The sequence below is a fragment of the Variovorax sp. J31P179 genome, from assembly GCF_030316985.1.
GTDB classification, from domain to species: Bacteria; Pseudomonadota; Gammaproteobacteria; order Burkholderiales; family Burkholderiaceae_C; genus Variovorax; species Variovorax ginsengisoli_B.
In genome coordinates, this window is sequence record NZ_JASZYL010000028.1 from 1 (window position 1) to 21,134 (window position 21,134).

22 protein-coding genes and 1 tRNA gene are annotated in these 21,134 nt (G+C 67.2%); 16 read left to right on the plus strand and 7 right to left on the minus strand.

The window, feature by feature from the left end:
- On the plus strand, positions 1-670 hold a 670-nt coding region (locus QTI17_RS34070), incomplete at its 5' end, for a DesA/ISL3 alpha bundle tail domain-containing protein (RefSeq protein ID WP_286538556.1).
- A gap of 120 nt (positions 671-790) precedes the next feature.
- Here the strand turns inward: QTI17_RS34070 and rpmG are convergent.
- From rpmG to trxB, 3 genes are all read right to left on the minus strand, one after another.
- The gene (gene rpmG / locus QTI17_RS34075) at positions 791-964 is read right to left on the minus strand and encodes a 50S ribosomal protein L33 (RefSeq protein WP_007830291.1); all 174 of its coding nucleotides are present in this window, start codon (positions 962-964) and stop codon (positions 791-793) included.
- Between the two features lie 11 nt (positions 965-975).
- Positions 976-1,209, minus strand: a complete 234-nt coding sequence (gene rpmB, locus QTI17_RS34080) for a 50S ribosomal protein L28 (protein WP_028251282.1) — start codon at positions 1,207-1,209, stop codon at positions 976-978.
- Between the two features lie 192 nt (positions 1,210-1,401).
- Positions 1,402-2,352, minus strand: coding sequence for a thioredoxin-disulfide reductase (trxB, locus tag QTI17_RS34085; protein WP_286524911.1), 951 nt, complete (start codon positions 2,350-2,352; stop codon positions 1,402-1,404).
- 166 nt (positions 2,353-2,518) lie between these two features.
- Here trxB and QTI17_RS34090 point away from each other — a divergent pair, with 166 nt between their 5' ends.
- The 8 genes from QTI17_RS34090 (at position 2,519) to QTI17_RS34125 (ending at position 11,540) form a co-directional block, all read left to right on the plus strand.
- On the plus strand, positions 2,519-3,193 hold the full coding sequence (locus tag QTI17_RS34090; RefSeq protein WP_286538558.1) for a Crp/Fnr family transcriptional regulator: 675 nt from the start codon (positions 2,519-2,521) through the stop codon (positions 3,191-3,193).
- A 130-nt stretch (positions 3,194-3,323) separates the two neighbouring features.
- The gene (locus QTI17_RS34095; protein ID WP_286538560.1) at positions 3,324-5,711 is read left to right on the plus strand and encodes a DNA translocase FtsK; all 2,388 of its coding nucleotides are present in this window, start codon (positions 3,324-3,326) and stop codon (positions 5,709-5,711) included.
- 11 nt (positions 5,712-5,722) lie between these two features.
- Positions 5,723-6,355, plus strand: a complete 633-nt coding sequence (gene lolA, locus QTI17_RS34100) for an outer membrane lipoprotein periplasmic chaperone LolA (RefSeq protein ID WP_286538561.1) — start codon at positions 5,723-5,725, stop codon at positions 6,353-6,355.
- Positions 6,356-6,367: 12 nt separating this feature from the next.
- Positions 6,368-7,660, plus strand: a complete 1,293-nt coding sequence (locus QTI17_RS34105) for a replication-associated recombination protein A (RefSeq protein ID WP_286524908.1) — start codon at positions 6,368-6,370, stop codon at positions 7,658-7,660.
- Between the two features lie 255 nt (positions 7,661-7,915).
- Positions 7,916-8,845 (plus strand): branched-chain amino acid ABC transporter permease, encoded by a 930-nt coding sequence (locus QTI17_RS34110; protein WP_286511123.1) that lies wholly within the window; start codon positions 7,916-7,918, stop codon positions 8,843-8,845.
- 10 nt (positions 8,846-8,855) lie between these two features.
- Complete coding sequence (locus QTI17_RS34115; protein WP_286538562.1) at positions 8,856-10,037, plus strand: branched-chain amino acid ABC transporter permease; 1,182 nt, start codon at positions 8,856-8,858, stop codon at positions 10,035-10,037.
- Positions 10,038-10,051: 14 nt separating this feature from the next.
- Positions 10,052-10,822: an ABC transporter ATP-binding protein gene (locus QTI17_RS34120; RefSeq protein ID WP_286524905.1), complete on the plus strand. Its 771-nt coding sequence runs from the start codon at positions 10,052-10,054 to the stop codon at positions 10,820-10,822.
- A gap of 1 nt (position 10,823) precedes the next feature.
- Entirely contained in the window at positions 10,824-11,540 is a 717-nt protein-coding gene (locus tag QTI17_RS34125; protein ID WP_286524904.1) for an ABC transporter ATP-binding protein, read from the plus strand.
- On the opposite strand, the gene QTI17_RS34130 is transcribed toward QTI17_RS34125, so the two are convergent.
- Together QTI17_RS34130 and QTI17_RS34135 are read right to left on the minus strand one after the other, a co-directional pair.
- Positions 11,541-12,512 carry a Bug family tripartite tricarboxylate transporter substrate binding protein gene (locus tag QTI17_RS34130; protein WP_286538563.1) on the minus strand — a complete coding sequence of 324 codons (972 nt, stop codon included), beginning with the start codon at positions 12,510-12,512 and terminating at the stop codon, positions 11,541-11,543.
- Positions 12,513-12,540: 28 nt separating this feature from the next.
- Positions 12,541-13,605 (minus strand): CDP-6-deoxy-delta-3,4-glucoseen reductase, encoded by a 1,065-nt coding sequence (locus QTI17_RS34135; protein ID WP_286538564.1) that lies wholly within the window; start codon positions 13,603-13,605, stop codon positions 12,541-12,543.
- A gap of 39 nt (positions 13,606-13,644) precedes the next feature.
- On the opposite strand from QTI17_RS34135, the gene QTI17_RS34140 reads away from it, so the two are divergent.
- Together QTI17_RS34140 and QTI17_RS34145 are read left to right on the plus strand one after the other, a co-directional pair.
- Positions 13,645-14,574, plus strand: coding sequence for an NAD-dependent epimerase/dehydratase family protein (locus tag QTI17_RS34140; protein ID WP_286538567.1), 930 nt, complete (start codon positions 13,645-13,647; stop codon positions 14,572-14,574).
- Between the two features lie 46 nt (positions 14,575-14,620).
- The gene (locus QTI17_RS34145; RefSeq protein ID WP_286538569.1) at positions 14,621-15,877 is read left to right on the plus strand and encodes a cation:proton antiporter; all 1,257 of its coding nucleotides are present in this window, start codon (positions 14,621-14,623) and stop codon (positions 15,875-15,877) included.
- Positions 15,878-16,176: 299 nt separating this feature from the next.
- On the opposite strand, the gene QTI17_RS34150 is transcribed toward QTI17_RS34145, so the two are convergent.
- A tRNA-Leu gene (locus QTI17_RS34150) sits at positions 16,177-16,261 on the minus strand.
- Positions 16,262-16,301: 40 nt separating this feature from the next.
- Between QTI17_RS34150 and cysM the strand changes: the two genes are divergently transcribed.
- The 5 genes from cysM to QTI17_RS34175 are packed head-to-tail and all read left to right on the plus strand — an operon-like array spanning position 16,302 to position 20,226.
- Positions 16,302-17,204, plus strand: a complete 903-nt coding sequence (cysM, locus tag QTI17_RS34155; protein WP_286538571.1) for a cysteine synthase CysM — start codon at positions 16,302-16,304, stop codon at positions 17,202-17,204.
- Between the two features lie 5 nt (positions 17,205-17,209).
- Complete coding sequence (locus QTI17_RS34160) at positions 17,210-17,740, plus strand: NUDIX hydrolase (protein WP_286538573.1); 531 nt, start codon at positions 17,210-17,212, stop codon at positions 17,738-17,740.
- Positions 17,741-17,766: 26 nt separating this feature from the next.
- Positions 17,767-17,994 carry a sulfurtransferase TusA family protein gene (locus tag QTI17_RS34165; protein ID WP_286538574.1) on the plus strand — a complete coding sequence of 76 codons (228 nt, stop codon included), beginning with the start codon at positions 17,767-17,769 and terminating at the stop codon, positions 17,992-17,994.
- A 1-nt stretch (position 17,995) separates the two neighbouring features.
- Complete coding sequence (locus tag QTI17_RS34170; RefSeq protein ID WP_286538575.1) at positions 17,996-19,219, plus strand: glycosyltransferase family 61 protein; 1,224 nt, start codon at positions 17,996-17,998, stop codon at positions 19,217-19,219.
- Positions 19,216-20,226: an SGNH/GDSL hydrolase family protein gene (locus tag QTI17_RS34175; RefSeq protein ID WP_286538578.1), complete on the plus strand. Its 1,011-nt coding sequence runs from the start codon at positions 19,216-19,218 to the stop codon at positions 20,224-20,226. The genes QTI17_RS34170 and QTI17_RS34175 overlap by 4 nt, the downstream gene beginning before the upstream one ends.
- Here QTI17_RS34175 and galU read toward each other — a convergent pair.
- Positions 20,207-21,097, minus strand: a complete 891-nt coding sequence (galU, locus tag QTI17_RS34180; protein ID WP_286538580.1) for a UTP--glucose-1-phosphate uridylyltransferase GalU — start codon at positions 21,095-21,097, stop codon at positions 20,207-20,209. The genes QTI17_RS34175 and galU overlap by 20 nt on opposite strands.
- Positions 21,098-21,134 lie beyond the last annotated feature (37 nt).

Sequence of the window (21,134 nt, forward strand, 5' to 3'; positions counted from 1 at the left end):
CGCCGGCGTCGTCAACGGCATCGGCCATTTCTGGGGCTACCGCAATTTCGAAGCCACCGACGCCAGCACCAACCTGATCCCCTGGGGGATCATCATCGGCGGCGAAGAGCTTCACAACAACCACCACACCTACCCGACCTCAGCCAAGTTCTCGGTCAAGAAGTACGAGTTCGACATCGGCTGGGTCTACATCAGCCTGATGCAGAAGATCGGCTGGGCCAAGGTCAAGAAGCTGCCGCCCAAGATGCAGTTGGGCGACGTGGTGCCGGTGGCCAACGAGAAGACCCTCGAGGCCGTGATCGCCAACCGCTATGAAGTCATGGCCGGCTATGCACGCGAAATGCGCCGTGCCACCCGCGAAGAGCTGGCGCAGCTCAAGGCCAAGGGCGCCGACCTGTCGGTACTGAAGGCGGCCAAGACCTGGCTGCACCGCGACGACGACAAGGTGCCGGCTGCTGCGCGCTCGAACCTGGTCCAGGCCCGCGCGGCCCACCCGGTGCTCGACAAGATGGTGACCATGCGCGAAGAGCTGCGCCAGTTGTGGCTCAACACCTCGAACTCGCGCGAACAGCTGGCGGCCGACCTGGCCGCCTGGTGCCACCGCGCCGAGGCCAGCGGCATCGCCGGCCTGCGCGAGTTCTCGACCCGCCTGCGTGCAGCCCGCGCCTGACACTGCTGCGCCCCCACTGAAAAGCCGGCTTTCGAGCCGGCTTTTTCTTGCCTTCGCAAATTGACGGGCAACAAAAAACCCGCTGGATCGCAGCGGGTTTTTTTATGGAAAAGCGCCGAATTACTTCAGCTTGATTTCCTTGTATTCGACGTGCTTTCGTGCCTTCGGGTCGAACTTCATGATCGACATCTTTTCAGGCATCGTCTTCTTGTTCTTGCTGGTCGTGTAGAAATGGCCGGTACCCGCGGTGGATTCCAGCTTGATCTTCTCGCGTCCGCCTTTGCTCGTTGCCATGATTCAGCTCCTTAAGCTTGGCCGCGTGCACGCAGGTCTGCGAGCACGGCGTCGATGCCGTTCTTGTCGATCAGGCGCAGGGCAGCGCTCGAAACCCGCAGGCGAACCCAGCGGTTTTCCGTTTCGACCCAGAAACGACGGTATTGCAGGTTCGGCAGGAACCGGCGCTTGGTTTTGTTGTTGGCGTGGGAAACATTGTTTCCGACCATCGGGCCCTTGCCCGTGACTTCGCAGACGCGTGCCATGTTGGACACTCTTTCTTGAACAGCTGGCACCAAGGCAACGCAGCAGGGTTGCGTGGGTGGTTTGCAGCTTGACCTCGCCAGAAAACGGGTGGCGGTACCCCGGCTTGCCGCCCCGACCACATGGGTCAATTTCGGCAAAGCCTTGGATTATAGCCCAATCGCCCCCTCGGCTCCAGTGAGGCCGTCTGCCGCTTACTCCTGCTCGAGAAAGCGCTGGGCGTCGAGGGCGGCCATGCAGCCGGTCCCGGCGCTGGTGATGGCCTGGCGGTAGACATGGTCCTGCACGTCGCCGGCCGCGAACACGCCGGGCACGCTGGTCATGGTCGCGAAGCCCTGAAGGCCCGAGCGGGTGAGGATGTAGCCGTCCTTCATCTCGAGCTGGCCCTGGAAGATGTCGGTGTTCGGGTGGTGGCCGATGGCGATGAAACAGCCCTTGAGCTGCAAGTCCTCGGTGGCGCCGGTCTGGGTGTTCTTGAGCCGGATGCCGGTCACGCCCGAGTCGTCGCCGAGCACCTGCTCCAGCGTGTTGTGCACCTTGAGCTCGATCTTGCCCTCGGCCACCTTGGCGTGCAGCTTGTCGATCAGGATCGGCTCGGCTCGGAACTTGTCGCGCCGGTGCACCAGCGTGACCTTGCTGGCGATATTCGACAGGTACAGCGCCTCCTCGACCGCGGTGTTGCCGCCACCGATCACGCAGACTTCCTGCTCGCGGTAGAAGAAGCCGTCGCAGGTGGCGCAGCCCGAGACGCCGCGGCCCATGAAATGCTGCTCGGAATCGAGCCCCAGGTACTTGGCCGAGGCGCCGGTGGCGATGATCAGCGCGTCGCAGGTGTAGACGCCGCTGTCGCCGGTGAGGGTGAAGGGGCGCTGGCTGAAGTCGACCTTGCTGATGTGGTCGAAGACGATCTCGGTCTTGAAGCGCTCGGCGTGCTCCAGGAAGCGCTGCATCAGGTCGGGACCCTGCACGCCGTGGACGTCGGCCGGCCAGTTGTCCACTTCGGTGGTGGTCATGAGCTGGCCGCCCTGGGCCATGCCGGTGATCAGCATCGGTTCGAGATTGGCGCGCGCCGCGTAGACTGCCGCGGTGTAGCCGGCCGGGCCGGAGCCGAGAATGAGGACCTTAGCGTGGCGAGGGGATGACATGAGTAGAAAACCTAGGATTGGCGCTGCAGCAGCGTGTACATTTTCAGGGTGTTTGATAGATATGGAGTATCACCGTTCGGTTCAAGGCCGGCCGGTGGCTCCTTTCAATGGGGGCGATTGTATGAATCCATCGGTGATGCAATTGCGCCGTTTCGGGGATTGATGAATGTCGATGTTGTCCAATCTTGAGTTGCTCCGTCGCGTGCCTTTGTTCGCAGCGCTGACGCCCGCCCAGTCCGCAAGCATCGCGGACGCGATCGTCAAGAAGCGCTTCAAGCGCGCCGAGGTCGTGGTCGAACAGGGCAAGAAGTCGGATGCGCTCTACATCATCCTGACCGGCCGGGCCCGCGTCATGAGCACCGACAGCCGGGGCCGGGAAGTCATCCTGGCGACCTTGCATCCGGGCGACTATGTCGGCGAGATGAGCATGATCGACGACGAGCCGCATTCGGCCACGGTGCGCACCGAGATCCAGACCGACGTGCTGATGCTCGGCCGGGACGCCTTCGCGCGCTGCCTGCCCGAGAACTCCTCGATGTCCTACAACATCATGCGCGGCCTGGTGTCGCGCCTGCGCCATGCCGACCGCAAGATCGAATCGCTGGCACTGATGGATGTCTACGGCCGGGTGGCGCGTTCGCTGCTCGAGTTCGCGGTCGACGACGGCGAGGGCAACCTCAAGGTGCGCGACAAGATCTCGCGCCAGGACCTGGCCAAGATGGTCGGCGCGTCGCGCGAGATGGTCAGCCGCGTCATGAAGGACCTGGAGGAGCGCGGCTTCGTCCAGACCCAGGTCGATGGCTCGATGATCGTCAAGGAACGGCTCTCATCGCTCACCTGACAGTCAGGCCGGCGGCGCCGCAGCGCGCCGGCCACAACGTCGCCGGCCCTGACAACGCGGCCGTGGGCGTTTTCGTTGTAGTGTTGCCGGATCTCCTGCCCGCCGTCGCGGGCCGGACGGCCTGCCTTTCATGACTTATTCGCTCAATACCCTTCAAAACTCCGCGGCCGGCGAGCCGCAGCCGGTCCGGCTGCGCGCAATGCGCTTCGCCCACGAGATCACGCTGATCGCCGGTTTCGTCGTGCTGCTGTTCTGGCTGCTCGCGATGCTGAGCTTCACGCCGTCGGATGCCGCCTGGTCGACTTCGGGCACCGGGGGCGAGGTCAAGAACTGGGGCGGCCGCATCGGCGCCTGGCTGGCCGATGCCAGCTACTTCCTGGCCGGCTATTCGGTCTGGTGGTGCCTGGCGGCTGGGCTGCGGGTCTGGCTGTCCTCGCTGGCCGGATGGATGCGCGGCGGCGAGGCCGCCGCGGCCGAGCAAGCGCCGCGCGGGCCCTTCAATCGCAGTCGCCTGGCCTTCTGGTTCGGCCTGATCCTGCTGCTGTGCGCCAGCGCCATGCTCGAATGGTCGCGCCTCTATCGGCTCGAATTCCGGCTGCCGGGTCACGGCGGCGGGGTGCTCGGCTACCTGGTCGGCCCGGCCAGCGTGAAGTGGATGGGCTTCACCGGCTCGGCGCTGATCGCGATCGCCGGCGGCGTCATCGGCTCGGCCCTGGTGTTCCGTTTTTCCTGGGGCCAGATCGCCGAGCGCATCGGCTCGCGCCTGTATTCGCTGTTCGAGTCGCGGCGCGAGAAGCGCGAGATCGCCCAGGACATCGCCATGGGCAAGCAGGCGGTGCGCGAGCGCGAGGAACTGTCGGCTTTCGACAGCGGGCCCGAACCCGAGGTGCCCGACGAAGAGCTGCGCATTCTGCCGCGGCCCAAGCGGCGCGCGCCGTCGCCGCCCGTCCAGATCGAGCCGGCCCTGGCCGAGGTGCCGAAGAGCGACCGGGTGGCGAAGGAACGCCAGAAGCCGCTTTTCCGCGAGTTGCCCGACAGCAAGCTGCCGCAGGTCGACCTGCTCGATGCCGCGCAGGCGCGCCAGGAAACGGTGTCGCCCGACACGCTCGAGATGACCTCGCGCATGATCGAGAAGAAGCTCAAGGACTTCGGCGTCGAGGTCCGCGTGGTGCTGGCTTCGCCGGGTCCGGTGATCACCCGCTATGAGATCGAGCCCGCCACCGGCGTCAAGGGCTCGCAGATCGTGGGCCTCGCGAAGGACCTGGCGCGTTCGCTGTCGCTGGTGTCGATCCGCGTGGTCGAGACCATTCCCGGCAAGAACTACATGGCGCTCGAGCTGCCGAATGCCAAGCGGCAGTCGATCAGGCTCAGCGAGATCCTCGGATCGCAGGTCTACAACGAGGGCAAGTCGATGCTCACGATGGGCCTGGGCAAGGACATCATCGGCAATCCGGTGGTGGCCGACCTGGCCAAGATGCCGCACGTGCTGGTCGCCGGCACCACCGGCTCGGGCAAGTCGGTCGGCATCAACGCGATGATCCTGAGCCTCTTGTACAAGGCCGAGGCGCGCGACGTGCGCCTGCTGATGATCGATCCGAAGATGCTCGAGATGTCGGTCTACGAAGGCATCCCGCACCTGCTGGCGCCGGTCGTCACCGACATGCGGCAGGCGGCCCACGGCCTGAACTGGTGCGTGGCCGAGATGGAGCGCCGCTACAAGCTGATGAGCAAGCTGGGGGTGCGCAACCTGGCCGGCTACAACCAGAAGATCGACGAGGCCAAGGCGCGCGAGGAGTTCATCTACAACCCCTTCAGCCTGACGCCCGACAGCCCCGAGCCGCTGGCCCGCGAACCCCACATCGTGGTGGTGATCGACGAACTGGCCGACCTGATGATGGTGGTCGGCAAGAAGATCGAGGAACTGATCGCCCGCCTGGCGCAGAAGGCGCGGGCGGCCGGCATCCACCTGATCCTGGCGACCCAGCGGCCCAGCGTCGACGTGATCACCGGCCTCATCAAGGCCAATATCCCGACCCGCATCGCCTTCCAGGTGTCGAGCAAGATCGACTCGCGCACCATCCTCGACCAGATGGGTGCCGAGGCGCTGCTCGGCATGGGCGACATGCTCTACATGCCGAGCGGCACCGGGCTGCCGGTGCGCGTGCACGGCGCCTTCGTGAGCGACGAGGAAGTGCACCGCGTGGTCGCCTACCTCAAGTCGCAAGGGGAGCCGGACTACATCGAAGGCGTGCTCGAAGGCGGTACGGTCGATGGCGACGGCGATCTGCTGGGCGAAGGCGGCGGCGATGGCGGCGGCGAGAAGGACCCGATGTACGACCAGGCGGTCGAGGTCGTGCTCAAGCACCGCAAGGCCAGCATCTCGCTGGTGCAGCGCCACTTGAAGATCGGCTACAACCGGGCCGCGCGGCTGGTCGAGGACATGGAGAACGCCGGCCTGGTGAGCGCCATGAGCGGCAGCGGCCAGCGCGAGATACTGGTGCCGGCCCGGGCCGAGTGAACGGAGTCCAGATGAAGAAATTGATAGCGGGTGCGGCGCTGGCCTTGCTGGCCGGCGGCGCCTGGGCGGGCGGCCTCGAAAGCCTGGAGGCCTTCGTCAAGACGGTGAAGTCCGGCCGTGCCGAGTTCACGCAAACCGTCACTGCGCCGCCCAAGGACGGCCAGGAGTCACGGCCCAAGGTGTCGACCGGCAGCTTCGCGTTCCAGCGTCCGGGCAAGTTCAGGTTCGACTACCAGAAGCCCTTCGTGCAGAACATCGTCGCCGACGGCCAGACGCTCTGGCTCTACGACGCCGACCTGAACCAGGTCACGCAGCGCAAGCAGGCGCAGGCCCTGGGCTCGACGCCGGCCGCGCTGATCGCCGCCGCGCCCGACCTGCGGGCCCTGCAGGCCGACTTCACGCTCGAGGGCGCAGCCGATCGCGACGGCCTGCAGTGGGTCAAGGCCACGCCCAAGAGCAAGGACGGCCAGTTGCAGAGCGTGCAGATCGGTTTCCAGGGCGAGGCCCTGTCCGCGCTCGAGATCCTCGACAGTTTCGGCCAGCGCTCGGTGCTGAAGTTCGGCAAGGTCGAGGTCAATCCGTCGCTGCCGCCCTCGACCTTCCAGTTCAAGGTGCCGAGCGGTGCCGACGTGATCCGCCAGTAGCGCCGGCCGCGGATGGCCACCTCCAACCTCCCGCCCCTCGCCGAACGACTGCGCCCCCGGACGCTGGGGGAGGTCATCGGCCAGCAGCACCTGCTCGGTGCGGGCATGCCGCTGCGCATCGCCTTCGAATCGGGCCAGCCGCACTCGTGCATCCTGTGGGGCCCGCCCGGCGTCGGCAAGACGACGATCGCGCGCCTGATGGCCGATGCCTTCGATGCCCAGTTCCTGAGCATCAGCGCGGTGCTCGGCGGCGTGAAGGACATCCGCGAGGCGGTGGAGCGCGCCACCTCCGCGCGCGACGGGCTGGAGCAGCGCCGCACCATCGTGTTCGTCGATGAGGTGCATCGCTTCAACAAGAGCCAGCAGGACGCCTTCCTGCCGCATGTCGAGTCGGGCCTGTTCACATTCATCGGCGCCACCACCGAGAACCCGTCCTTCGAGGTCAACTCGGCCCTGCTGTCGCGGGCCGCGGTGTACGTGCTGCAGCCGCTCGGCGAAGCCGACCTGCAGCAGATCGTCGAGCGGGCCCAGGCCATCCAGGCGGTGCCGGCGATCGACGCCGAGGCGGTCGACCGGCTGGTCGCATACGCCGACGGCGACGCCCGGCGCCTGCTCAACACGCTCGAGACGCTGGCGGTCGCCGCCGGCGCCGAGAAACTCGACGCCATCACCGATGCCTGGCTGCTGCGGGTGCTCGGCGAGCGGCTGCGCCGCTACGACAAGGGAGGCGAGCAGTTCTACGACACCATCTCCGCGCTGCACAAATCGGTGCGCGGCAGCGATCCAGATGCCGCGCTGTACTGGTTCGTTCGCATGCTCGACGGCGGCGCCGATCCGCGCTACATGGCGCGCCGGCTGGTTCGCATGGCGAGCGAGGACATCGGCCTGGCCGACCCCCGCGCGCTGCGGCTGGCGCTCGATGCGGCCGAGGTCTACGAGCGGCTGGGCAGCCCCGAGGGTGAGCTGGCGCTGGCCCAGTGCGTGGTCTACCTGGCCGTGGCGCCGAAATCGAACGCGGTCTACAAGGCCTACAACGAGGTCAAGGCCTTCATCAAGTCGGACGGCACCCGGCCGGTGCCCATGCATCTGCGCAACGCCCCGACCCGGCTCATGAAGCAGCTCGACTACGGCAAGGGCTATCGCTACGCGCACGACGAGGAGGGCGGCTTCGCAGCCGGCGAGACCTACCTGCCCGAGGGCCTCGATGCGCCACCCTTCTACCGCCCGGTGGAGCGCGGACTCGAAATCCGCATTGCGGAAAAGCTGCGCGAGCTACGAAAGCGCAATACGGACGCGGCCAGCTGACCAACCCGGTCAGTTGGTCGATACTCCCTTGCGCGCTGCGCGCACATTGACGCACTTCCAGCGCGCGCCAGCGGGAAAACCCCGTCGAAACCGCACCAGAACGGCGTTCGGGCGAAATTACAATCCCGCCACAAACCCGCCGTCGTCACATGCTGGCGGGTTTTTTGCTAAGTGAAACCTCAGCGTTCCAACCAGAGCGCCAGGGTCAGCCGGGCGCCTCTCGAGGGCGTCAACACAAAAAAAGGGATTCTCGTTATGGACATCTTGCTGCAGCAGATCATCAACGGTCTGGTTCTGGGCAGCATGTACGCCTTGATAGCCTTGGGCTATACCATGGTGTACGGCATCATCAACCTCATCAATTTCGCCCACGGCGAAGTGCTCATGGTCGGGGCACTGACCAGCTGGAGCATCATCGGGCTCATGCAGGAATCGATGCCCGGCACGCCGGGCTGGCTGATCCTGCTCATCGCACTGCTGATCGCCTGCGTGGTCGCCGCCACGCTCAACTTCGTCATCGAGAAGGTGGCCTACCGGCCGCTGCGCAACAGTCCCAAGCTGGCGCCGCTGATCACCGCGATCGGCATGTCGATCCTGCTGCAGACGCTGGCGATGATCATCTGGAAGCCGACCAACAAGGCCTATCCGAACCTGCTGTCGACCACGCCGATTCATGTCGGCGGCGCAGTGATCTCGCCGACCCAGGTGATGATCCTCGCGGTGACCGCGATCTGCCTGGCGGTCCTCAGCTGGCTGGTCAACTACACCAAGCTGGGGCGCGCGATGCGCGCCACGGCGGAGAACCCGCGGGTGGCCGCGCTGATGGGCATCCGCCCCGACATGGTGATCTCCGCCACCTTCATCATCGGCGCCGTGCTGGCGGCGGTGGCGGGCGTGATGTATGCCTCGAACTACGGCATCGCGCAGCACGCGATGGGCTTCATACCGGGGCTCAAGGCCTTCACGGCGGCCGTGTTCGGCGGCATCGGCAACCTCGCCGGGGCGGTGGTCGGCGGCATCCTGCTGGGGCTGATCGAGGCCATCGGATCGGGCTACATCGGCGCCCTGACCGGGGATGTGCTGGGCAGCCACTACAGCGACATCTTCGCCTTCATCGTTCTGATCATTATGCTCACGCTGCGGCCTTCGGGCCTGCTCGGCGAGCGAGTGGCGGACCGCGCCTGAGGACCGAACCATGAAGAACAGCAAGAACACCCTCCTGTACGCGTTCGGCATGCTCGCGGTGCTGGTGCTGCCGCTGCTGCTGCAGAGCCAGGGCAATGCCTGGGTCCGGATCGCCGACATCGCCCTGCTCTACGTGATGCTGGCGCTCGGCCTCAACATCGTGGTCGGCTACGCGGGCCTGCTCGACCTGGGCTACGTGGCCTTCTTCGCCATCGGCGCCTACCTGTACGCGCTGCTGGGGTCGCCGCACCTGACCGACACCTTCCCGGCCGTCAAGGCCATGTTCCCGAACGGGCTGCACAGTTCGCTGCTGCTGGTGGTCCCCGCGGCGCTCGGCCTGGCGGCGTTGTTCGGCGCATTGCTGGGCGCACCCACGCTCAAGCTGCGCGGCGACTACCTGGCGATCGTGACGCTCGGCTTCGGCGAGATCATCCGCGTGTTCCTGAACAACCTGGACCACCCGATCAACCTCACCAATGGACCGAAGGGCATCACCGCCATCGACCCGATCCATTTCTGGGGCCTGAACCTGGGCAAGTCCCTGAAGTTCGACGGCTTCACCCTCTCCTCGGTGACGCTGTACTACTACCTGTTCCTGGCGCTGGTGATCTTCACCATCATGATTTCGCATCGGCTGCAGGTCTCGCGCATCGGCCGCGCCTGGATGGCGATCCGCGAGGACGAGATCGCGGCCAAGGCGATGGGCATCAACACCCGCAACATGAAGCTGCTGGCCTTCGCGATGGGGGCCAGCTTCGGCGGCGTCTCCGGCGCGATGTTCGCGTCGTTCCAGGGCTTCGTGTCGCCCGAGTCCTTCAGCCTGATGGAGTCGGTGATGATCGTCGCGATGGTGGTGCTCGGCGGCATCGGCCACCTGCCCGGCGTGATCCTGGGCGCCGTCCTGCTGGCCGCGCTGCCCGAGGTGCTGCGCTACGTGGCCGCGCCGCTGCAGTCGATGACCGGCGGCCGGCTCGACGCCTCGATCCTGCGCCAGCTGTTCATCGCGCTGGCGATGATCATCATCATGCTGGTGCGTCCGCGCGGCCTCTGGCCCACGCCCGAACATGGGAAGTCGCTGGCGCGTCGAGGCACCCAGCCCGTCTCGGGCATGCCCGCGGCCGCGCCCGGCGTCGAGACGCCGGCCGATGAAGTGCCCGGTGCCGCCTCGCGTCCGATGTCGATCAATCCGTGAGCCAGGGACGCAACATGACTGAAACCATCCTCGACGTCCGCGGCATCTCCAAGCGCTTCGGCGGCCTGCAGGCCCTCTCCGACGTCGGCATCAAGATCCTGCGCGGCCAGGTCTATGGCCTGATCGGCCCCAACGGCGCCGGCAAGACCACCTTCTTCAACGTGATCACCGGGCTCTACACGCCCGACAGCGGCAGCTTCGAGCTGGCCGGCAAGCCCTACCAGCCGACCGCGGTCCATGAGGTCGCCAAGGCCGGCATCGCGCGCACCTTCCAGAACATCCGGCTGTTCGCGGAAATGACCGCGCTCGAGAACGTGATGGTGGGACGCCACGTGCGCACCCATTCGGGCGTCTTCGGCGCGATCTTCCGCCCGCCGGGATTCAAGGCCGAGGAGGCCGCGATCACCGAGCGCGCGCATGAACTGCTCGAGTACGTCGGCATCGGCAAGTTCGCCGACTACAAGGCCCGCACGCTCTCGTACGGCGACCAGCGGCGGCTCGAGATCGCCCGCGCACTCGCCACCGATCCGCAGCTGATCGCGCTCGACGAGCCCGCCGCCGGCATGAACGCGACCGAGAAGGTGATGCTGCGCGAGCTGATCGACCGCATCCGCAAGGACAACCGCACCATCCTTTTGATCGAGCACGACGTGAAGCTGGTGATGGGCCTGTGCGACCGCGTGACGGTGCTCGACTACGGCAAGCAGATCGCGGAGGGCACGCCCGCCGACGTGCAGAAGAACGAAAAGGTGATCGAGGCCTACCTCGGCACGGGAGGACACTGAGATGGCACAGACCCTACTGAAGGTGAGCGGCGTGAAGGTCGCCTACGGCGGCATCCAGGCCGTCAAGGGCATCGACTTCGAGGTCCGCGAGGGCGAACTGGTGTCGCTGATCGGCTCCAACGGCGCCGGCAAGACCACCACCATGAAGGCCATCACCGGCACGCTGCCTTTCCTCGGCGGCGACATCGAATTCCTCGGCAAGAGCATCAAGGGCCGTGGCGCCTGGGACCTGGTCGGCGAGGGCCTGGTGATGGTGCCCGAGGGGCGCGGCGTCTTCACGCGCATGACGATCACCGAGAACCTGCAGATCGGCGCCTACATCCGCAAGGACAAGGTCGAGATCGCGAAGGACATCGAGCGCGTGTTTTCGACCTTCCCGCGGCTGAAGGAGCGGGCCACGCAGCTGGCCGGCACCATGTCGGGCGGCGAGCAGCAGATGCTGGCGATGGGCCGTGCGCTGATGGCGCGGCCCAAGGTGCTGCTGCTCGACGAGCCGTCGATGGGCCTGTCGCCGATCATGGTCGACAAGATCTTCGAAGTCGTGAAGCAGGTCTACGACCAGGGCGTCACGGTGCTGCTGGTCGAGCAGAACGCCAGCCGCGCGCTGCAGCTGGCCGATCGCGGCTACGTGATGGAGTCGGGCCTGATCACCATGAGCGGCGACGCCAAGGTGATGCTGAGCGACCCGAAGGTGCGGGCCGCCTACCTCGGCGAGTGATCAGTCCACCTTGGCGCCGGTGGCCTTGACGACCTTTTCGTACTTGGCCAGCTCGTTCTTCATGAAGGCGCCGAACTGATCCGGCGTGCTGGCCACGGGTTCGGCCAGCAGCGTCGCGAAGCGGGTCTTGGTGTCGGGCGAGTCGAGCGCGGCGACGAAGGCGTGGTTGAGCTTGGCGACCACCTCGGGCGGTGTGCCCGCCGGTGCGACCAGGCCCCACCAGGTGTCGATCGAGAAGCCCTTCAGCGTGTCGGCCACCGTCGGCACCTCGGGCAGCGCGCTGCTGCGCTGCGCCGTCGTCACCGCGATCGCCTTCAGCTTGCCCGAGCGGATGTTCGGCGCCGCCGTCGCGAGGTTGTCGAGATTGAAGTCGACCTGGCCCGACAGCAGCGCGAGCTGCGCCGGGTTGCCGCCGTTGTACGGGATGTGCACCGCGAAGATGCCGGCTTCCTTCTTGAACATCTCGCCCGCCAGGTGGCCGGCGCTGCCGTTGCCGCCGCTGCCGTAGTTGAGCTTGCCGGGGTTGGCCTTGGCGTAGGCGATCAGGTCGGCCAGGGTGTTGATCTTGAGCCGCTGCGCGGTGTCGGCGTTCATCACCAGCACGTTGGGCACGCGCACCATCTGCGTCACCGGCGCGAAATCGGTGGCGGCGTTGAAGGGCATCTTGGCGTAGAGCCAGGGATTGACCGCGTTCGTGGCCGTGGCCGCGATGCCGATGGTCAGGCCGTCGGGGGCCGCCTTGGCCACCGCATCGGCACCGATGTTGCCGCCCGCACCCGGCTTGTTGTCGATGATGACGGTGCCCAGGGAGTCCTTGACGCGCTCGGCCAGGACCCGCGCCGTGACGTCGATCGGGCCGCCCGCGGCGTAGGGGACGATCAGCCGGATCGGCCGTTGCTGGGCGCTCGCCGTACCGGCGGCCAGCAGGGCGGCGGTCGACAGGAGGGTCAGGAGGAAGTGTCTGGCTTTCATGGATTCCATCGGTTTTTGTGTCAGGTCCTCAAGGCAGGGCCTTGTCGGCCTCGGTCGTGAAGGCGTCGGCATAGAACTCTTCTTCGGGCAGGCCGCGCTGCGCGACGTAGTCCTGCTTGGCGGAATCGACCACCACCGGCGCGCCGCAGGCATAGACCTGGTGGCCCGACAGGTCGTCGAAGTCCTCCAGCACCGCCCGGTGGACGAAGCCGGTGCGGCCGCGCCAGTCGTCCTCGGGCACCGCGTTGGAGACCACGGGCACGTAACGCAGCTGCGGCATCTGCTGCAGCTGGGCCCGCACCCAGTCGTCCATGTAGAGGTCCTCTGGCCGCCGGCCGCCCCAGTAGAGCGTCGCCGGGCGTTCGATGCCCTTGAACTTCATGTGCTCCAGCAGTGCCTTGATCGGCGCGAAGCCGGTGCCGGAGGCCAGCAGGATCAGCGGCTTGTCGGAGTCCTCGCGCAGGAAGAAGCTGCCGTAGGGGCCCTCGATGCGCAGGATTTCCTTTTCCTTCATCGTGCCGAAGACATGGTCGGTGAACTTGCCGCCGGGCAGGTGGCGGATGTGCAGCTCGAGGCCGGTGCCGGGCTGCTGCAGCGTGTGGGGCGCGTTGGCCATCGAGTAGCTGCGCCGCGCGCCGTCGCGCAGGATGAACTCCACGTACTGGCCGGCGTGGAACTGCAAGGGCTCGCCGGCCGGCAGCTGCAGGCGCAGCTGGACCACGTCGTGCGACTGCCTGGCGAGCGCCTGCACCCGCACCGGCATCTTGCGGATCGGAAAGGCGCCGGCCTCGGTCACCTGGCGCGATTCGAGCACCACGTCGCTCTCGGCGCGGGCGCAGCAGGTCAGCACGTAGCCGGCGAGCTGTTCCTCGGCGCTGAGCGCCTTGCTCTGGTGCGGGCCCAGGGTGACCATGCCCGACAGCTTCTTGCATTTGCAGGAGCCGCAGGCGCCGTCCTTGCAGCCATAGGGGAGGCCGATGCCTTGGCGAATACCGGCCGCGAGGATGGTCTCGTCGGCCAGGGCGGTGAAATGGCGTCCGCTCGGTTCGACCGTGATCTGGAAGCCCGCCTCGCTCGGCGCTGCGCTGGTCATGGGTATTCTTCGTTTTCTGCTCAAAAGGGAGAACGGATTTTGCCCTCAATCAACAGCCCCCTCGGGGCGAGGCCTTCACGCTTCCGGCGCGAGCGCGTACTGGTGGTCGGTTGCGGCGACGTCGGGATGCGCGCGGCCGGGCTGCTGCGGGGCCGGCTGCGGCTGATCGCGCTGACCTCGTCGCCCGCGCGCGTGCCGCAGCTGCGGCAGGCCGGCCTGACCCCGATCGTGGCCGACCTGGACCAACCGGCATCGCTGCGCCGGCTGGCGGGGCTTGCCACCCGGGTGCTGCACCTGGCGCCGCCGGCGCGCGTGGAGGAGGGTGCCCAATGGTGGCGCGATGCCCGCACGCTGGCGCTGGCGCGCGCCCTGCGCCTGCGGTCGCTGCCGTCGGCCTTCGTGTATGGCTCGACCAGCGGTGTCTACGGCGATTGCGGCGGCGCCCTGGTCGCGGAGACGCGCGTGCTGCGGCCCGAGACGCCGCGCGCGCACCGCCGCGTCGATGCCGAGCGCACCGTGCGCTGGCTGGGCCGTGCCGGCGTCGCGGTGCGGATCCTGCGCATTCCGGGCATTTACGCGCCCGACCGCGAAGGCGGCACGCCGCGCGAACGGCTGCGCCGCGGCACCCCGGTGCTGCGGGCCGAGGACGACGTCTACACCAACCACATCCATGCCGACGACCTGGCCCGCGCCTGCGTGGCTGCGCTGTGGCGCGGCGGCCCGCAGCGCGCGTTCCATGCGAGCGACGACAGCGAGATCAAGATGGGCGACTACATCGACCTGGCCGCCCGCCTCTACGGCCTGCCGCTGCCGCCCCGGATCGCCCGCGACGAGGCGCAGGCACAGCTGCCCTTGTCGCTGCTGAGCTTCATGGGTGAATCGAGGCGGCTCGACAACACCCGGCTGAAGCGCGAGCTGCGGCTGCGGCTGCGCTATCCGACGGTGGCGGCGGGGCTCGCGTCGGGCTGAAACATCGGGCAGCAGGGCAGGCACCGCGGCAAGGCAGAATCGGGCGATGCCCACGACCCAGCTCTCCGTCTATTTCTTTCTCCAGGTCGCCGCCATCATCGCGATCTGCCAGCTCGTGGGCCGGCTGGCACGCTGGGTCGGCCAGCCCCAGGTGGTGGGGGAGATGATTGCCGGCGTGATGCTCGGGCCGTCCTTGTTCGGGCTTTTCTTTCCCGAATTGCAGCGCGCCCTTTTCCCGAAGGAAACGCTGTCCATGCTCTACGTGGGCGGCCAGCTCGGCGTCGGCCTGTACATGTTCCTGGTCGGCACCGAATTCCGGGCCGACCATTTCAAGAGCCGTATCCGCAGCGCGGCTTCGGTGTCGGCGGCGGGCATCCTGGTGCCGTTCGTGCTGGCCTTCGCGCTGGCGCCGTGGCTGCACGAGATCCCGGGCCTGTTCTCGGCCCGCGCCAAGCCGCTGGAGGCCGCGCTGTTCCTCGGTGCGGCGATCGCCATCACCGCCTTTCCCATGCTGGCGCGGATCATCCACGAACGCGGCCTCGCCGGGACCTCGCTCGGCACCCTGGCATTGACGGCGGGCGCGGTCGACGATGCCGCGGCCTGGTGCATCCTGGCGGTGGTGCTGGCCAGCTTCGGCGGTGCCTGGGGCGGCGCCTATGCCGCGATCGGCGGCGGCGTGGCCTATGCGCTGTTCATGGTCTTCGTGGGCTCGCGGCTGCTCAAGCGGCTGGCCGCGCACGTGCGCCCGGACGCGCCGCTGAGTTCGTCGCTGCTGGCCGTGGTGCTGGTGCTGTTCTGCCTGAGCGCCTTTGCCATGGACGCCATCGGCATCCACGCGGTCTTCGGCGGCTTCCTGCTCGGGGCGGCGCTGCCGCGCGGTGCGCTGACCGAGAAGCTGCGCGAACAGCTGCAGCCCTTCGTCGTCATCTTCCTGCTGCCGTTGTTCTTCACCTATTCCGGCCTCAACACCCGGCTGGCGGTGCTGTTCGAGCCCGGCATCCTGCTCGGTGCCATCGCCATCCTCGCGGCTTCGTTCTGCGGCAAGGGCATCGCCTGCTGGGCCGCGGCGCGGGCGGCCGGCGAGAGCCAGCGCGATGCGCTCGCGATCGGTTCCCTGATGAATGCCCGCGGCCTGATGGAGCTGATCATCATCAACATCGGCCTGCAGGCCGGCGTCATCCTGCCGGGCCTGTTCTCGATCCTGGTGCTGATGGCGATCTTCACGACGCTGATGGCGACGCCGCTGTTCAACTGGGTGACGCGCGACCGGCGGCCCGCGGCCGGCGTCGAGGCGCCGGCCTGAGCCGTCCTGCGCCGCTCGAACAGAAACCCTTCTGCCGGGGGGCTTCATGCAGGCGTCAGATTCGCGCCGCATACTCGGTATGGACGACCGCCCGGCGCTGGTAGAGGTGGCTTCGGCACCCGCCCGTTCAGGACGGTTCCTCGATGCCGGCGGTTGTCTTGTCTTTCACTGCGGGCCCGTGCGGGCCGGTCGCGCCCAAGAAAAAGCCCGCCGAAGCGGGCAAGACCTTGGAGGGTCGGAGGAGGGCGTCATGATGGCGCCAACCCCTTGATCGAACCTGACCAGCGCGCCTGAACACGTGGTGCCCGGGGCCGGAATCGAACCGGCACGCCTTGCGGCGGGGGATTTTGAGTCCCCTGCGTCTACCAATTTCACCACCCGGGCACGGAAGGAAGGCAGCCCAAAATTATGGCACAGTGGCCCCATGCAATATCCGACGATTGAAGACGCGATTGGAAAGACGCCGCTGGTCGCGCTGCAGCGCATCGACGCCGCGGCCAACGCCCAACGGGGCAACGTGATCCTGGGCAAGCTCGAAGGCAACAATCCGGCCGGCTCGGTCAAGGACCGACCGGCCTTGTCGATGATCAAGCGGGCCGAGGAGCGCGGCGAGATCAAGCCCGGCGACACCCTGATCGAGGCCACCTCCGGCAACACCGGCATCGCGCTCGCGATGGCGGCGGCGATCAAGGGCTACCGCATGGTGCTGATCATGCCGGAGGACCTGTCGGTCGAGCGCGCCCAGACCATGAAGGCCTTCGGCGCCGAACTGATGCTGACCCCGAAGAGCGGCGGCATGGAATACGCGCGCGATCTCGCCGAGCAGATGATGCAGCAGGGCAAGGGCCGGGTGCTCGATCAGTTCGCCAATCCCGACAATCCGCGCATCCACTACGAGACCACCGGGCCCGAGATCTGGGCCGACACCGGCGGGCGCGTCACTCATTTCGTGAGCGCGATGGGCACCACCGGCACCATCACCGGCGTGTCGCGGTTCCTGAAGGAAAAGAACCCGGCGGTGCGCATCGTCGGCGCCCAGCCCGACGAAGGCTCGCGCATCCCGGGCATCCGCAAGTGGCCCCAGGAGTACCTGCCGAAGATCTACGACCCGAGCCGGGTCGACCAGGTGGTCAACGTGAGCCAGGACAACGCCGAGGAGATGTGCCGCCGGCTGGCGCGCGAAGAGGGCATCTTCGGCGGCATCTCGGCCGCCGGCGCGTTGTGGGTGGCGCTCGAGATCGCCCGCACGGTCGAGAATGCGACGATCGTCTTCGTGGTGTGCGACCGCGGCGACCGCTACCTTTCCACCGGCGTCTTCCCCGCCTGAGACCCATGCCCCATCCCAAGTTCTGCCCCGACTGCGCCACGCCGCTGGCCTCCATCGAACTCGCCGAGGACGGCGGCCCGAAGTCGCGATTGCGCTGCCCGGCCTGCGGCTGGACCCACTGGAACAACCCGACGCCGGTGCTGGCCGCCATCATCGAATACCGCGGCCAGGTGCTGCTGGCCCGCAACGCCGCCTGGGCCCACAAGGCCTATGCCCTGATCACCGGCTTCATGGAGGCCGGCGAGACGCCGCAGGAGGGCATCGCGCGCGAAATCAAGGAAGAAACCAACCTCGACGCGAGCGAGCTGAACCTGGTCGGGGTCTACGACTTCCAGCGCATGAACCAGGTCATCATCGTCTACCACGCCGTGGCCGACGGCGAGGTGTCGCTCTCGCCCGAACTGGTGGACTACCGGCTCTATGACCTGCCCGACCTGCGCTGCTGGCCGGCTGGCACCGGCTATGGGCTGGCCGATTGGCTGCGCACCCGCGGGCACGAGCCCCAATTCATGGAATGGCCGCGGCCAACCTCCTAGAATCTTCGCAGTCTCAAGGAACGGCCATGCAGATCCACAAAGAACTCGACACCCGCGGCCTCAATTGTCCCTTGCCCATCCTGAAGGCCAAGAAGTCGCTCAACGAGATGCACAGCGGCGAGTTGCTGAGGGTGGTGTCGACCGACGCCGGATCAGTGCGCGACTTCCAGGCCTTCGCCCGGCAGACGGGCAACGACCTGGTCGACCAGCAGACGGTTGGCAGCGACTTCATCCACGTGCTGCGGCGTCGCTGAGATGGCCACCGCGGTGCTTCGTCAGGTCAAGGGCACGGTCCGCGATCTGATCCTGAAGGTCTTTCCGGGCGCCCGTGCGCAGGTCCATCGCCTTCGCAATCTGGCGATCGATGCCAAGGTCGCGCTCCTGCCCGGGAAGTTCATCGGTCGCTACGTCCTGCCCGAAGAAGAAGCCGCGCGGGGGGGCGGAGTGCGCAACCTGCGCGTGATGCTGCCGGCGGAGCGGGTCAGGATCGGCGCCGGCGAAAAGGATCCGTTCACCCGTGTCGCCCAGTACTACAAGGACGGGTGGTTCGATCGGCCCGACGTGTTCGTCTGCGAGATTCCCGACGCCAACGTCTTCGTGCGCAGCGGCATGGTCTGCACCAAGGACTTCAAGCTGATCGCCGACAAGGGCATGGAGCATCGGCGCTTCCTCTATCCGCCCTTTCGCCAGCGCCGGCCCGCCACGGTGCGGCGGGTCGAGGGCGCCTGGACCACCCTGGCCTACTGCAACTCCGAGAACTTCTGGCACTGGATGATCGACTGCCTGCCCAAGATCCGCTCGCTCGAGCTGGCGATGGCCGGCCAGCCGCTGACCGTGTGCATGCCGTCGACGGCGCTCGGCTTCCAGCGCTTCACGCTGGAGAGCGTCCTGCCGCCGAACTTCAAGCTCGTCTACCTGGACGCCGAAGCAGATCCGTGGATCCAGCCGGAGCGGTTCATCTGGGCGTCCGTGGCCTCGGGCCTGTGCATGGGCGTGCTGCCGAAGGAATACTACGAGGCCATACGGGCCCCCATCTTCAAGCGCATCGGCCTGCCGGCCACCCACGAGAAGACCGAGCGGCTCTACATCAGCCGGCGCAACGCCGGGCATCGCCGGGTGCGCAACGAAGACGCGCTGGTCGAGCTTCTCGAGGGCTACGGCTTTCGCAGCGTCCAGCTGGAAAAGCTCCCGTTCGAAGAACAGGTGGCGCTGTTCCACCGCGCGGAGATCGTCTTGGGACCGCACGGCGCCGGCCTCGGCACCATCTTCTTCTCGGGCGACATCGACCTGGTGGCCCTCTACTCGACGAGCGTGGCCGGCAACTACTTCCATTCGCTGGCCTGCGGGCTGGGACAGCGTCACTTCTTCCTGTGCGGCAACGAAAACCACGAAGACGACTGGTTCGATGCCGATCTTCCCGCGGTGCAGCGCCTGCTCGAGAACGAGGTGGGGCTCACGCGAACGACGGTCGACGCATGACCGGTTCGGCGCCTCCCGCAGCAGGCGCCGTTTCGCTGGCGGTGCTGGGCGATTCAGGCGGCCACTCCTACCAGGACAGACTCGTGTTCGTCGCGCCGAACGAGCGCGGCGGTGTCTTTCGTCCGCTGACCCTCCAGTGGACCGAGGCCCTCGCCCGCCTGCGTCCGGACGAAATCGATCTCGGGCCCTGGGTGCGCTGGGGGTCGCGCAACCGCGTCGCCCGGCTGCGCGAGCTGGTGGGCCTGAACGGGCATCGCGTGCCGAGGAAGGAAGACTACCTCTACAACTTCGCCGTCACGGGGGCCGCCTGCGAGCACCTGATGGGCAATCGGATCCGCCAGGCCCCCCGGCTGGTGGCGCTGATGAACAAGCAGCCCGAGCGCTGGCGCGGCGGCGTCGTCGTGATCCGGATCGGCAGCAACGACTTCACGCCCCATGTGGATCTGGCGGCCAAGGACCCGTCGGCGCCGGCACTGCGCGCCGTCGCCGAACACTGCGCGCGCGAAATCGGACGGGCGGTCGCGCTGATCCACGGCGCCCATCCGGCGGCGCGCATCGTGCTGGTCGGCCTGTCCGGGGAAGCGGACGATCCCCTGTATGTAGATCGGTGGCAGACCGCCGAGGAAACCGCCAACTTCAGGGCCGCGCTCGCCCTGGTCAACGGCGCCATTCGCGGGATCGGTGCGGGCGATCCTCGAATCGCTTTCGCCGACTTCGGCGCGTGGCTGGCGGCCCTGATGGGCACCCGCACGCCGGCCGGCAAGCCGGATTACCGGACGATCGCCATCGGGCCCCGCATCCGGGTGACGCACTCCGTGGGCGATGATCCGCACAATTCGACCCTGTCGGACGACCACAGCGGCGTCGCGATCAACACGCTGTGGGCGCGATCGCTGGTACAGCAGCTGATCGTTGATTTCGGCTTGCCGCTGACGCCGATCGGCGACGAGGAAGTCGTTCGCTTCCTCGAGCCGCTGTTCGAGGCGGCTAGAGCGCCAGGCTCTTGAGGTAGTCGCGGAACGACGCGCCCACCTCCGGGTGTGCCAGGGCCAGTTCGACGGTGGCCTGCAGGAAGCCCTCCTTGCTGCCGCAGTCGTAGCGCGTGCCCTTGTAGGCGTAGGCGTGGACCGATTCCTTCTTCATGAGCGCGGCGATGCCGTCGGTCAGCTGGATCTCCCCGCCGGCGCCCTTGGGCTGGTTGCGGATCTCGGCGAAGACGCCGGGTGTGAGGATGTAGCGGCCGGCGACGCCCAGGCGCGAGGGCGCTTCCTCGGGCTTGGGCTTTTCGACCATGCGGCTGACCTTGACCAGGCCGTCCTCGACTGCCTCGCCAGCGACGATGCCATAGCGCTTGACATGTTCCAGCGGGACTTCCTGCACCGCCAGCAACGAGCCGCCAAGGCGATCGAAGACTCGCGTCATCTGCGCCAGCACCGGCTCGCCGTTGTCGGGACCGACCATCAGGTCATCGGCCAACAGGACTGCGAAGGGTTCGTCGCCGACCAGGTGCTCGGCGCACAGCACCGCGTGGCCCAGGCCCAGCATGCGGGGCTGGCGCACATAGGAGCAGGTCATGTCCTCGGGCATCACCGAGCGGGCGATTTCGAGCAATGCGGTCTTGCCGCTGGCCTCGAGCTGCGACTCGAGTTCGTAGGCGGTGTCGTAGTGGTCCTCGATCGCGCGCTTGTTGCGTCCGGTGACGAAGATCATGTCGCGGATGCCGGCGGCATAGGCTTCCTCGACCGCGTACTGGATCAGTGGCTTGTCCACCACCGGCAGCATTTCCTTGGGCTGGGCCTTGGTGGCCGGCAGGAATCGGGTGCCAAAGCCTGCTACGGGAAACACGGCCTTGCGAATGCGCGTCGAAGTTTGGGACATGGGCTTTCGTCGATCTGAAGGATGAAAGGGAGGGCGG